Origin of the sequence: uncultured Streptococcus sp., from assembly GCF_963516515.1 — a bacterium.
GTDB lineage: Bacteria > Bacillota > Bacilli > Lactobacillales > Streptococcaceae > Streptococcus.
The window spans coordinates 1-12561 of the sequence record NZ_CAUQCJ010000044.1; the positions used below are offsets into that span (position 1 = coordinate 1).

The window sequence follows — 12561 nt, forward strand, 5'->3', positions numbered from 1 at the left end:
ATAGCTGACAGCTTGTGTTAGTTTTGGATTTTTTAAGAGTAGATGAGTATTAAAATTATAAGGAGGACGCAGGTGGCTAAAAATTTAAAATTAAAATTAGCTCGTGTGGAGCTTGATTTAACACAAGGTCAACTGGCAGAGGCTGTGGGGGTGACGCGCCAGACTATTGGTTTGATAGAGGCGGGAAAATACAATCCTAGTCTCTCACTCTGCCAGTCCATTTGCAGATGTTTAGGGAAAACCCTAGACCAATTATTTTGGGAGGAAGAAGATGGTAAATAAATTCATTCATTATCAATTACTTGACGAAAGAGAAGAACAACTAATCAATAAAGCTGGTGCAGAATCCTTTACCCTCTTCATTGGGCTTGTGCTTCTAAGCTATTTGGTGGCTGTGTTAGCTCCCTCTATTTTTAATCCGAATTTTCTAGTCTATACTCTGATAGTAGGAATTTTCTTCTTTTTCAATCGTGCCCGTTATCTGGGAGTGACCTACTATAGTCGTTTTCATTTTACGATTTTGGGTTGTTTTTTCTTAACATTGGCTATTACAACTCTCTTGATGTTGCAGAATTATCAATTCAACATAGAAATTTATCAGCACAATCCTTTGAATGCTAAATACCTGTCCGCTTGGGCCATTACTTATGTCATTTACCTTCCCTGGGTCTTTATCGGCAATCTCGGTCTGAAGAGCTATGGCGAATGGGCTCAGAAAAAATTTGAGCAAGACATGGATGAACTGGAGAGTGGTGAATAGCTTGTTACTCTTTTCTCAATCCAGCTAAAATGTGATATAATAGTACTAATTTATTGGAATACATGAAAGTTCTTGAAAATTTTTATGGGTTTCTAGTTAAGGAAGTAGGAAAAGTATGTATCCAGATGATAGTTTGACATTGCACACGGACTTGTACCAGATCAACATGATGCAGGTTTACTTTGACCAAGGGATTCACAATAAAAAGGCGGTCTTTGAGGTTTATTTCCGCCAACAGCCTTTTAAGAACGGCTATGCGGTTTTTGCTGGTTTGGAAAGAATTGTGAGCTATCTTGAAGACTTGCGTTTTTCAGATAGTGATATTGCCTATTTGGAGTCGCTTGGCTATCATGGGGTATTCTTGGACTACCTCCGCAATTTCAAGTTGGAGTTGACCGTTCGTTCTGCCCAAGAAGGGGACTTGGTTTTTGCTAACGAGCCTATTGTGCAGGTAGAAGGCCCTCTAGCCCAATGTCAGTTGGTTGAAACGGCCCTTTTGAACATCGTCAACTACCAGACCTTGGTGGCTACTAAGGCAGCTCGTATTCGTTCGGTCATCGAAGATGAACCTCTGATGGAGTTTGGGACACGTCGGGCGCAAGAAATGGATGCGGCTATCTGGGGAACACGCGCAGCGGTGATTGGTGGTGCCAATGGAACTAGCAACGTGCGTGCTGGTAAACTCTTTGATATTCCTGTCTTGGGGACCCATGCCCATTCCTTGGTGCAGGTTTATGGTAACGACTATGAGGCTTTCAAGGCTTACGCTGCAACCCACAAAAATTGCGTTTTTCTTGTGGATACCTATGACACCCTTCGTATCGGTGTACCAGCGGCCATTCAGGTGGCGCGTGAGCTAGGAGACCAGATTAACTTTATGGGTGTTCGGATTGATTCTGGGGATATTGCCTACATTTCCAAGAAAGTTCGTCAGCAACTGGACGAGGCTGGATTTACAGAGGCTAAGATTTATGCTTCTAATGATTTGGATGAAAATACCATCCTCAACCTCAAGATGCAAAAGGCCAAGATTGATGTCTGGGGTGTGGGTACCAAGCTGATTACAGCCTATGACCAGCCAGCTCTTGGTGCAGTTTATAAGATTGTGGCCATTGAAGATGAAAATGGTAACATGCGCAATACCATCAAGCTGTCTAATAATGCGGAAAAAGTGTCTACGCCAGGTAAGAAGCAGGTGTGGCGCATTACCAGTCGTGAAAAAGGCAAGTCAGAAGGCGACTACATTACTTATGATGGTGTGGATGTGAGTGACATGACAGAAATCAAGATGTTCCATCCGACCTACACCTACATCAAGAAGACGGTTCGTAATTTTGACGCTGTTCCTCTCTTAGTGGATATCTTCAAGGACGGAAAATTGATTTACAACCTGCCTAGCTTGACTGAGATTCAGGATTATGCTCGTAAGGAATTTGACAAGCTTTGGGATGAGTACAAGCGCGTGCTCAATCCGCAGCATTATCCAGTGGATTTGGCGCGTGATGTATGGCAAGACAAGATGGACTTGATTGACAAAATGCGCAAGGAAGCCCTTGGTGAAGGAGAAGAAGAATGAGTTTGCAAGAAACAATTATACAAGAACTGGGCGTGAAACCAGTGATTGATGCCCAGGAAGAAATTCGTCGTTCCATTGATTTCTTAAAGAGATACCTGAAAAAACATCCCTTCCTAAAAACCTTTGTACTAGGGATTTCTGGAGGTCAGGACTCAACCTTGGCAGGTCGCTTGGCCCAACTGGCTATGGAAGAACTGCGAGCAGAAACTGGAGATGACAGCTACAAATTTATCGCTGTCCGCCTGCCATACGGAGTGCAAGCTGATGAAGCAGATGCTCAAAAAGCTCTAGCCTTTATCCGACCAGATGTCAGCTTGGTAGTTAATATAAAGGAATCAGCTGACGTAATGACAGTAGCAGTTGAAGCGACAGGTAGTCCTGTTTCAGATTTCAACAAGGGAAATATCAAGGCACGTTGCCGTATGATTGCCCAATATGCCCTTGCTGGTGCCCATAGCGGAGCGGTCATTGGAACAGACCATGCTGCGGAAAATATCACAGGTTTCTTTACCAAGTTTGGTGACGGTGGTGCAGATATTTTACCCCTTTTCCGCCTCAATAAACGTCAAGGAAAACAACTCTTGCAGGAACTTGGTGCAGACCCAGCCCTTTATGAAAAAATCCCAACAGCAGACCTAGAAGAAGACAAACCTGGTCTAGCTGATGAAGTTGCACTTGGAGTTACCTATGAAGAAATTGATGACTACCTAGAAGGCAAAACAATCAGCCCAGAAGCCCAAGTAACAATCGAAAACTGGTGGCATAAAGGCCAACACAAACGCCACCTACCAATCACCGTATTTGATGACTTTTGGGAGTGAAAACCTCCAGTGGAGGTTTTCAGCCCGAGTTTAAAAATAGGAAAACGAGGCAGATTCGGTAACTCGAAGAGTTCGATTTCGTCGTCTCACCCCCGCAACGATGACTAGGTTTGAAAAAGCTTGGTAAAGCGTATTTCAAACCAGACAGCGACTGCGTCAAGAGATTAGATGAAAACTCGTTTTCTAGCTGTTACTGAGCTTAGTCTTTTTACCCCGAGTTTAGAAATAAGAAAATGAGGAACCTCCAGTGGAGGTTTTCAGCCTCTCACCTTGAAATAAAAAAGTGAGAGTAGGTCCGGTAACTCGAAGAGTTCGATTTCGTCGTCTCACCCCCGCAACGATGACTAGGTTTGAAAAAGCTTGGTAAAGCGTATTTCAAACCAGACAGCGACTGCGTCAAGGGAGTAGAAAAAACACTTATTTCCTAGCTGTTACTGAGTTTAGTCTTTTTACCCCGAGTCTAGAAATAAAAAAACGAGGAAGGTCCAGTGGACCTTTTTAGCTTATTACCTTGAGATTCGAAAGCAAAACAAATTTCAATGGCGATTGAACAGAGAATCATCTATTAGAAAGTGAGGTAGCACCATGAAATCTATTGGTACGCAAATGTTACAGACAGAACGTTTAATCTTGAGAAGATTTGTGGAGAGTGATGCGGAAGCCATGTTTCAAAATTGGGCTTCGTCTGCTGAGAATCTAACCTACGTCACTTGGGATCCCCATCCTGATGTCGAGGTGACTCGGAACTCCATTCTAAATTGGGTTGCTTCCTATGCTAATCCCAACTATTACAAATGGGCCATTTGCCTCAAAGAAAACCCTGAGCAAGTGATAGGAGATATTAGTATCGTTGAAATTCACGAGAAAGATTTAAGTTGTGAAATTGGCTATGTGCTAGGAAAGAAATACTGGGGTCATGGTATGATGACAGAGGCCTTAAAAGCTGTGTTGGACTTCTGTTTTACTCAAGCAGGTTTTCAAAATGTCAGAGCACGATATGCCAGTCTCAATCCAGCTTCAGGTCGTGTCATGGAGAAGGCTGGAATGTCCTATCTAAAGACTATTACCAATGGTGTGGAGAGAAAGGGCTATCTTTCGGATCTTATTTATTACCAGATAAGTAGGGAGGACTGATAAGTTTAAAATTTATTGCTTATCCGCTGTCCTCATTTTTTATTTACTGTTTCATTTATCCTCTCTTTTCCGAATAAATAAGTAGTAGCAGAGAATCTAGTAAACATAGATTTAAAAATGTGCTATAATGAAAGGAGAGGAAGTATGACTGTACGTCATCCGGGCATCAGCCCGACCAATGATTTAGTTGCTAAGAAGATTTTTAGCAATCCAGAAATCACTTGTCAATTTATTCGCGATATGTTGGATTTACCAGCCAAAAATGTAACCATTTTGGAGGGGAGCAATATTCATGTACTACCTTCCTTGCCGTACTCGGCACAGGATTTCTACACTAGCATAGATGTCTTGGCGGAGTTGGACAATGGAACGCAAGTTATTATCGAAATACAAGTACATCATCAGAATTTTTTTATCAATCGCCTGTGGGCTTACCTTTGCAGTCAGGTTAATCAAAATCTAGAAAAAATTCGCCAACGTGAAGGTGATACTCATCAGAGTTATAAACACATCGCACCAGTATATGCTATCGCTATTGTAGATAGTAATTATTTCCAAGATGATTTAGCCTTTCACAGCTTTAGCATGCGAGAGGATACGACAGGTGAGGTTTTAACTATCACAAACAATGGACAAGAAAACCATCTGGTCAAGATGGCGTTCTTAGAATTAAAAAAATACAGAGAAACCAGCAAAGACGAGGTTCGCAAGCCATGGTTGGAGTTTTTTGGGAACAAGCCCTTTACCCAGCGCCCCGAGCGAGCCATCAGCCAGGCAGATCAACTGCTAGACTACAAGAGCTGGTCCGAGGAGGACAGGAAAATGTTTAGTGAACAGCGCAGACGCGAAGAACAAGCATTATTAGCACACGACTATGCCTTGGAACAAGCTGAAGAAAAAGGCTTGGAGCGTGGGAAAGTTGAAGGAAGTTTCACTATGTTAGTAGATCTAGTCCGCCAAGGTCTTTTAACTGCTGAGGTTGCAAGTCAGCAATTAGGTATGACTGTCTCTGAGTTTGAAGAACTATTGAAAGAGCATCACAAATAAGACCTAAAAATACAGAGAAACCAGCAAAGATAAGGTTCGCAAGCCGTGGTTGGAGTTTTTCGGTAACAAGCCCTTTACCCAGCAACCAGAACGAGCCATCAGCCAAGCAGACCAACTGCTGGACTACAAGAACTGGTCCGAGGAGGATAGGACGATGTTTAGTCAACTACGTATGTGCGAAGAACAAGCCTTGTTAGCACAGGACTATGCCTTGGAACAAGCTGAGGAGAAAGGTTTAGAGCGTGGGAAAGTTGAAGGAAGGGAAGAAGGAAAACTTTTGGCCTTCCTAGATATGGTTCGCCAACATGTTTTAACTTCCGAATTTGCTAGTGAGCAATTAGGCATGACCGTCGCTGAGTTTGAGGCACTATTGTAAGAACTTCACAATAATGGCATTTTTGGAACTAAAAAAATACAGAGAAACCAGCAAAGATAAGGTTCGTAAACTGTAATTGGAGTTTTTGTAAATCAGTAAATCGATGACAGATTTTTTCCGTGATAGATGGAAGAATCTGTTTTTTTAGTTTACTAGATGTTGGCTCTAAAACCTAAGATAGCTTACCCTTTTACTCATGCTTTTTTGATTTCTTTGAAGTATAACCTGATTAAATTCCTATTTTTCCCTATCATTGTCCCTGTTTTTTCTGGAGTTTTGGGGCTATAATAGACCTATCAAATCAAAGAATGGAGGAAGGCAATGGATAATATAATCTTTTTTATCAGTGTTTTTCTTGCTGGAATTCTTTCCTTCTTTTCTCCTTGTATCTTACCCTTGTTACCGGTCTATGCAGGGGTCTTGTTGGATGACAAAGATGGTGCTCAGGCTTCTAGTGGAAAATATTCAATCTCACTTGTTAGTTTATTGCGAACTTTGGCTTTTATAGCGGGGATTTCCTTTGTTTTTATCTTACTAGGCTATGGAGCTGGTTTTTTAGGCAATTTGCTGTATGCTTCTTGGTTTCAGTATGTGACGGGTGCGGTTATCATTCTCTTGGGCTTGCACCAGATGGAAGTCTTACATTTGCAGGGACTCTACAAGGAAAGAAGGCTACAATTAAAGAGACAGGGGCAAAAGGGTAAGGGCTATAGTCAGGCATTTTTATTGGGCTTGACCTTTAGTTTTGCTTGGACGCCTTGTGTGGGACCGGTTCTTGGCTCTGTTTTGGCCTTGGCGGCTTCAGGTGGCTCAGGTGCTTGGCAGGGAGCTGGTCTCATGTTGGTTTACACGCTGGGTTTGGCACTACCATTTTTGGTTCTAGCTCTTGCCTCCAGCTATGTTTTGAAACATTTCCGAAAACTTCATCCCTACCTCGGAACCCTCAAAAAAGTAGGTGGTTTCCTCATTATCGTGATGGGAATCTTGGTGCTTTTGGGAAATGCTTCCATTTTGACTACATTATTTGAATAGAAAGGAAGAAGAAATGAAAAAATGGCAAACATGTCTCCTTGGAGTAGGCTCAATCTGTTGCTTGGCAGCCTGTTCGGCTAAAAATATGTCAGACGAATCTACTATGAAGGAGCAAACAAAAACAGAACAAGTTAGTTCGCAAACTGCGACTAAAGGTCAGGCGGTTGCTGATTTCGAACTGACGGGAGTAGATGGCAAGACCTACCGCTTGTCTGATTACAAGGGCAAGAAAGTCTATCTCAAATTCTGGGCTTCTTGGTGTTCCATCTGTCTAGCCAGCCTTCCAGATACGGATGAAATCGCTAAGGATGCTGGAGACGACTACGTGGTCTTGACAGTGGTATCTCCTGGCCACAAGGGAGAACAAGCGGAAGCTGACTTTAAGAACTGGTACAAGGGCTTGGATTATAAAAATTTCCCAGTTCTAGTTGATCCATCAGGCAAACTTTTGGAAAGTTATGGTGTCCGTTCTTACCCAACTCAAGCCTTTATAGACAAGGAAGGCAATCTGGTCAAAACGCAACCAGGTTTTATGGATAAGGATATGATTTTAAAAGAATTGAAAGAAATGGGGTAGAGAAAGGTCATGAACGATAAAGTAAAATTGTTTGTCTTGGCAGGGATCTTTTTCCTAGCCATAAGCGGTTTCTATTTTCTATTGATGCGAAATGCAGGGCAGACAGATAGCTCGCAAATTGAGAAAGCGGCAGTTAGCCAAGGAGGAAAAACAGTGAAAAAAACAGAAATTAGTAAAGACGCAGACTTGCACGAAATTTATCTAGCTGGGGGATGTTTCTGGGGAGTGGAGGAATATTTCTCACGCGTTCCTGGAGTGACAGATGCCGTTTCAGGCTATGCGAACGGTAGAGGAGAAACAACCAAGTACGAATTGATTAACCAAACAGGACATGCGGAGACTGTCCATGTTACCTATGATGCCAAGCAAATTTCCCTCAAAGAAATCCTGCTTCATTACTTCCGCATTATCAATCCAACCAGCAAAAATAAACAAGGAAATGATGTGGGGACCCAGTATCGTACTGGTGTTTATTACACAGATGACAAGGATTTGGAGATAATCGACCAAGTCTTTGATGAGGTGGCTAAGAAATACGATCAACCTCTGGCAGTTGAAAAGGAGCCCTTGAAGAATTTTGTGGTGGCTGAGGACTATCACCAAGACTATCTCAAGAAAAATCCAAATGGCTACTGCCATATCAATGTCAATCAGGCAGCCTATCCCGTTATTGATGCCAGCAAATATCCCAAACCAAGTGATGAAGAATTGAAAAAGACCCTGTCACCTGAGGAGTATGCAGTTACCCAGAAAAATCAAACAGAACGGGCTTTCTCAAACCGCTACTGGGATAAATTTGAATCTGGTATCTATGTGGATGTGGCAACTGGCGAACCCCTCTTTTCATCAAAGGACAAGTTTGAGTCTGGTTGTGGCTGGCCTAGTTTCACCCAACCCATCAGTCCAGATGTTGCCACCTACAAGGAAGATAAGTCTTACAATATGACACGCATGGAAGTGCGAAGCCGAGTTGGAGATTCTCACCTTGGCCATGTCTTTACGGACGGCCCACAGGACAAGGGTGGCTTGCGCTACTGTATTAATAGTCTCTCTATCCGCTTTATTCCCAAAGACCAAATGGAAGAAAAAGGCTATGCCTATTTACTAGATTATGTTGATTAAGAGGGCTTTCCTAAGCAGTTAGAGGAGAATTTTGCTATACTGATACTAGTAAGTGACAAAGGAGAGAAGCATGACATATAGAATCTTAATCGTAGAAGATGAATATCTGGTAAGACAAGGCTTGACCAAGCTGGTCAATGTAGCAGCCTACGATATGGAAATCATCGGTCAAGCTGAAAATGGAAGGCAGGCTTGGGAATTGATACAAAAGCAGGTGCCAGATATTATTCTAACCGATATCAACATGCCTCAGCTAAATGGCATCCAGTTGGCCAGTCTGGTCCGAGAAACCTATCCTCAGGTGCATCTAGTTTTTTTGACAGGCTACGATGATTTTGATTATGCCTTGTCTGCTGTCAAACTAGGTGTGGATGACTACCTGCTCAAGCCCTTTTCTCGTCAGGATATTGAGGAAATGTTGGGGAAAATCAAGCAAAAGTTGGATAAGGAAGAGAAAGAAGAGCGGTTACAAGATTTATTGATCGATAAGTTTGAAGGAAACATGGCCCAGAAGATCCAGTCTCATCTTGATGACAGCCAATTTAGTTTAAAGTCTTTGGCCAGTGACTTAGGTTTTAGTCCGACTTATCTGAGTTCTTTGATTAAGAAAGAGTTGGGTCTGCCTTTTCAGGATTATTTGGTGCGAGAACGTGTCAAACAAGCCAAGCTCTTGCTTCTGACCACAGATTTAAAGATTTATGAGATAGCCGAAAAGGTTGGTTTTGAAGATATGAACTATTTTACCCAACGCTTTAAGCAGATTGCAGGTGTGACGCCTCGTCAGTTTAAGAAGGGGGAAGGTCGATGAAGCGTTCTTCTCTCCTAGTCAGAATGGTTATTTCCATCTTTCTGGTCTTTCTCATTCTCCTTGCTCTGGTTGGGACTTTCTACTATCAATCTAGTTCTTCAGCCATTGAGGCCACTATTGAGGGCAATAGCCAAACGACTATCAGCCAGACTAGCCACTTTATTCAGTCTTATATCAAAAAATTAGAAACCACCTCGACCAGTTTGACCCAGCAGACGGAAGTCCTATCCTATGCGGAGAATCCCAGTCAAGACAAGGTCGAGGGAATCCGAGATCTGTTTTTGACCATCTTAAAGGCAGACCAGGACTTGAAAACAGTAGTTCTGGTGACTAAATCCGGTCAGGTCATTTCTACAGATGACAGTGTGCAAATGAAAACCTCCTCATATATGATGGCTGAGGATTGGTACCAAAAGGCCATTCATCAGGGAGCCATGCCAGTTTTGACACCAGCTCGTAAATCAGATAGTCAATGGGTCATTTCTGTCACTCAAGAACTTGTTGATGAAAAGGGAGCCAATCTAGGTGTGCTTCGTTTGGACATTTCCTACGAAACTCTGGAAGCCTATCTCCATCAACTCCAGTTGGGTCAGCAGGGTTTTGCCTTTATCATCAATGAAAACCATGAATTTGTCTACCATCCTCAACACACAGTTTATAGCTCAGCTAGCGAAATGGAGGCTATGAAACCCTATATTGAGACAGGTCAGGGATATACCCTTGACCACAAATCCTACGTCAGTCAGGAAAAGATTGCAGGAACTGATTGGACGGTTCTTGGCGTATCTTCATTGGAGAAGTTAGACCAGGTTCGGAGTCAGCTCTTGTGGACCTTGCTTGGGGCTAATGTCACATCTCTTCTTGCCTGTCTCTGCTTGGTGTGGTTTAGTCTCAAACGCTGGATTGCTCCTTTGAAGGATTTGAGAGAAACCATGCTGGCAATTGCTTCTGGTAATCAGAATCTTCGTGCCAAGGAAGCGGGTGCTTATGAACTGAGAGAGGTGATTCGCCAGTTCAATGCTATGTTGGATCAGATTGATCAGCTCATGGCAGATGTGCGCAAGCAGGAAGAAACGACTCGTCAGTATGAACTTCAAGCCTTGTCGAGCCAGATTAACCCCCATTTCCTCTACAACACCTTGGACACTATTATCTGGATGGCTGAATTTCAGGATAGTCAGCGAGTGGTTCAGGTGACCAAGTCCTTGGCAACCTATTTCCGCCTAGCGCTCAATCAAGGTAAGGATTTGATTTGCCTCACTGACGAAATCAACCATGTTCGCCAGTATCTCTTTATCCAGAAACAACGTTATGGAGATAAGCTGGAATATGAGATTGAGGAGAATCCTGCCTTTGATAAGCTAGTCTTGCCCAAGCTGGTCCTACAACCCCTTGTAGAGAATTCTCTTTACCATGGCATCAAGGAGAAGGAAGGACAGGGACATATTAAAGTTTCCGTTCAGAAAAAGGATTCAGGACTAGTCATCCGCATTGAGGATGACGGCGTTGGTTTCCAAGATGCTAGCGATAGTAGTCAAAGTCAGCTCAAACGTGGGGGAGTTGGTCTGCAAAATGTTGATCAACGGTTCAAACTTCATTTTGGAGAAGATTATCAGATGAAGATTGATTCTGCACCCGACAAAGGAACGACGGTTGAAATATACATAAATAGAATAGAAACTAGCTAACTCCCGGTCAATTCTGGGAGTTTTATGCGTAATTGAGAAAGCTTTCTAGTTTGTCTATCTTGCTAAAAACAAGAAAAAACGATATGATAGATAATGACAAAAGAGGTATCAAGTATGAAGGAAAAAGACATTCAAAGAGAAACAAGCCAGATTGTAGAAGATGTACTGGAAAAGGCCGATTTGAAGCAGGGATCTATCTTTGTTTTGGGCCTTTCTTCTAGTGAAGTGATAGGTGGTCAGATTGGGAAGGAATCCAGCCAAGAAATTGGCGAAATCATTGTGAAGACCATCCTAGATATCCTAGAGGAAAAAGGAATTCATCTAGCTGTTCAAGGCTGTGAACATGTCAATCGGGCTCTCGTTGTTGAACGTCAGGTTGCAGAGCAGTTTGGTCTGGAAATGGTCAGTGTCCTTCCTACTCTTCATGCAGGAGGTTCGGGTCAATTGGCAGCCTTCAAGTTTATGCAGGATCCAGTTGAGGTTGAATTTATCAAGGCTCATGCTGGATTGGATATCGGAGACACTGCAATTGGTATGCATGTCAAGCATGTTCAGGTTCCGATTCGCCCTCTTTTGAGAGAAATTGGGCATGCCCATGTAACGGCGCTTGCTAGCCGTCCAAAATTAATTGGAGGTGCGCGTGCGCACTATCCGCAAGATTCTATTAGAAAGTCGTGAAAATGAGAAAAACAAAACAGCAACTAGAAAAAATCACCAAATATTCGATTCGTAAGCTAACTGTTGGGGTAGGTCCTGTAGCCATCGGGGCCTTCCTTTTTGGTGCTAGTCCCCTTTCAGTAGATAAGGTTCAAGCCAATGAAGTTGGTGGTACTCAAAGCGTTCATTACCGTTATTTGGCGGAGCAGGAATTGACCGAGTCTGAAAAAGCCCTGATTCATCATGAGGTTCCTACAGAATTTCAAGATGATGATATTCTTTATGTAGTTTATCGTAAGAAGGCAACTAACAGTCAACAACTTCCATACACAGGAAGTAAGGAACTTGCATTAGCAGGTCTTGGCTTGGCAACGGCTTCTCTAGCAGTCTTTTTGGTGTCCAAAAAAGGTCGTAAAGAGGTTTTAGGTGTTCTCTTGATTAGTTCTTTAGGAGCCAGCACTTTTGTACCTTATGGAACATTTGCGTTTGAAAATAAAGAATTGCTTTCTTACAACCAAACTATTTCGGCCTCTACCCATGAAGGCTTGGCTGAAGGGATTATCCATATTGATGGTTATGAGTACATTGGCTACTTCAAGGAAGCAGAGCTTCATCCATCAAAACGAGCTTCAGCTGAGAAGCCTCAGTTACCAGTAGAAAAGCAAATTCCAACAGGAATTGAAAAATCTGAAGTTGCTACAAAGGCTGAATCTCTAGTTCAACCAGAAGCACCAGCTTATACAAATGAGCTTATATCCAAAGGCACTCAAGAGGAAGGCAAAGCAGGTCAGGCTCTAACGCAACCAACATTACCAGAGGCTAGAGTAGAGTCTAAAGGAACCCAAGAGGAAGGCAAAGCAGGTCAATCCTTAACACACCCCGAATTGCCAGAGGCTACAGTAGAGTTTAAAGGCACTCAAGAGGAAGGCAAAGCAGGTCAGGCTCTAACGCAACCAACATTAC

General features: G+C 42.8%; 13 protein-coding genes and 1 pseudogene. All 14 read left to right on the forward strand.

Annotation, left to right across the window (positions count from 1 at the left end; genetic code table 11):
- Window positions 1-72 precede the first annotated feature (72 nt).
- Window positions 73-282 carry a helix-turn-helix transcriptional regulator gene (locus RYL77_RS07915; RefSeq protein WP_001107500.1) on the forward strand — a complete coding sequence of 70 codons (210 nt, stop codon included), beginning with the start codon at window positions 73-75 and terminating at the stop codon, window positions 280-282.
- On the forward strand, window positions 272-760 hold the full coding sequence (locus tag RYL77_RS07920) for a DUF6773 family protein (protein WP_315010889.1): 489 nt from the start codon (window positions 272-274) through the stop codon (window positions 758-760). The genes RYL77_RS07915 and RYL77_RS07920 overlap by 11 nt, the downstream gene beginning before the upstream one ends.
- 115 nt (window positions 761-875) lie before the next feature.
- On the forward strand, window positions 876-2336 hold the full coding sequence (locus tag RYL77_RS07925; protein ID WP_315010890.1) for a nicotinate phosphoribosyltransferase: 1461 nt from the start codon (window positions 876-878) through the stop codon (window positions 2334-2336).
- Window positions 2333-3157 (forward strand): ammonia-dependent NAD(+) synthetase, encoded by an 825-nt coding sequence (gene nadE, locus RYL77_RS07930; protein WP_315010891.1) that lies wholly within the window; start codon window positions 2333-2335, stop codon window positions 3155-3157. The genes RYL77_RS07925 and nadE overlap by 4 nt, the downstream gene beginning before the upstream one ends.
- 585 nt (window positions 3158-3742) lie before the next feature.
- The gene (locus RYL77_RS07935; RefSeq protein ID WP_315010892.1) at window positions 3743-4291 is read left to right on the forward strand and encodes a GNAT family N-acetyltransferase; all 549 of its coding nucleotides are present in this window, start codon (window positions 3743-3745) and stop codon (window positions 4289-4291) included.
- 144 nt (window positions 4292-4435) lie between these two features.
- On the forward strand, window positions 4436-5338 hold the full coding sequence (locus RYL77_RS07940) for an Rpn family recombination-promoting nuclease/putative transposase (RefSeq protein WP_315010893.1): 903 nt from the start codon (window positions 4436-4438) through the stop codon (window positions 5336-5338).
- Window positions 5339-5345: 7 nt separating this feature from the next.
- Window positions 5346-5714, forward strand: a pseudogene (locus tag RYL77_RS07945) (hypothetical protein); the annotation flags it as partial.
- Window positions 5715-6035: 321 nt separating this feature from the next.
- Window positions 6036-6746, forward strand: a complete 711-nt coding sequence (ccdA2, locus tag RYL77_RS07950) for a thiol-disulfide oxidoreductase-associated membrane protein CcdA2 (RefSeq protein ID WP_315010894.1) — start codon at window positions 6036-6038, stop codon at window positions 6744-6746.
- A gap of 13 nt (window positions 6747-6759) precedes the next feature.
- Window positions 6760-7323, forward strand: coding sequence for a redoxin family protein (locus RYL77_RS07955; protein ID WP_315010895.1), 564 nt, complete (start codon window positions 6760-6762; stop codon window positions 7321-7323).
- Between the two features lie 9 nt (window positions 7324-7332).
- The gene (msrB, locus tag RYL77_RS07960) at window positions 7333-8445 is read left to right on the forward strand and encodes a peptide-methionine (R)-S-oxide reductase MsrB (protein ID WP_315010896.1); all 1113 of its coding nucleotides are present in this window, start codon (window positions 7333-7335) and stop codon (window positions 8443-8445) included.
- Between the two features lie 70 nt (window positions 8446-8515).
- Entirely contained in the window at window positions 8516-9253 is a 738-nt protein-coding gene (locus tag RYL77_RS07965; protein ID WP_102210648.1) for a response regulator, read from the forward strand.
- Entirely contained in the window at window positions 9250-10941 is a 1692-nt protein-coding gene (locus tag RYL77_RS07970) for a sensor histidine kinase (protein WP_315010897.1), read from the forward strand. The genes RYL77_RS07965 and RYL77_RS07970 overlap by 4 nt, the downstream gene beginning before the upstream one ends.
- Window positions 10942-11055: 114 nt before the next feature.
- Window positions 11056-11619: a TIGR01440 family protein gene (locus RYL77_RS07975; protein ID WP_315010898.1), complete on the forward strand. Its 564-nt coding sequence runs from the start codon at window positions 11056-11058 to the stop codon at window positions 11617-11619.
- Between the two features lie 2 nt (window positions 11620-11621).
- Window positions 11622-12561 (forward strand): YSIRK-type signal peptide-containing protein (locus RYL77_RS07980; protein ID WP_315010899.1); only part of this gene is annotated, 940 nt, incomplete at its 3' end.

Excerpts from the sequence above, each read along its gene's own strand:
- RYL77_RS07920 (WP_315010889.1), top strand. The coding sequence starts at position 272 with ATGGTAAATAAATTCATTCATTATCAATTACTTGACGAAAGAGAAGAA.
- RYL77_RS07925 (WP_315010890.1), top strand. The coding sequence starts at position 876 with ATGTATCCAGATGATAGTTTGACATTGCACACGGACTTGTACCAGATC.
- nadE (WP_315010891.1), top strand. The coding sequence starts at position 2,333 with ATGAGTTTGCAAGAAACAATTATACAAGAACTGGGCGTGAAACCAGTG.
- RYL77_RS07935 (WP_315010892.1), top strand. The coding sequence starts at position 3,743 with ATGAAATCTATTGGTACGCAAATGTTACAGACAGAACGTTTAATCTTG.
- RYL77_RS07940 (WP_315010893.1), top strand. The coding sequence starts at position 4,436 with ATGACTGTACGTCATCCGGGCATCAGCCCGACCAATGATTTAGTTGCT.
- ccdA2 (WP_315010894.1), top strand. The coding sequence starts at position 6,036 with ATGGATAATATAATCTTTTTTATCAGTGTTTTTCTTGCTGGAATTCTT.
- RYL77_RS07955 (WP_315010895.1), top strand. The coding sequence starts at position 6,760 with ATGAAAAAATGGCAAACATGTCTCCTTGGAGTAGGCTCAATCTGTTGC.
- msrB (WP_315010896.1), top strand. The coding sequence starts at position 7,333 with ATGAACGATAAAGTAAAATTGTTTGTCTTGGCAGGGATCTTTTTCCTA.
- RYL77_RS07965 (WP_102210648.1), top strand. The coding sequence starts at position 8,516 with ATGACATATAGAATCTTAATCGTAGAAGATGAATATCTGGTAAGACAA.
- RYL77_RS07970 (WP_315010897.1), top strand. The coding sequence starts at position 9,250 with ATGAAGCGTTCTTCTCTCCTAGTCAGAATGGTTATTTCCATCTTTCTG.
- RYL77_RS07975 (WP_315010898.1), top strand. The coding sequence starts at position 11,056 with ATGAAGGAAAAAGACATTCAAAGAGAAACAAGCCAGATTGTAGAAGAT.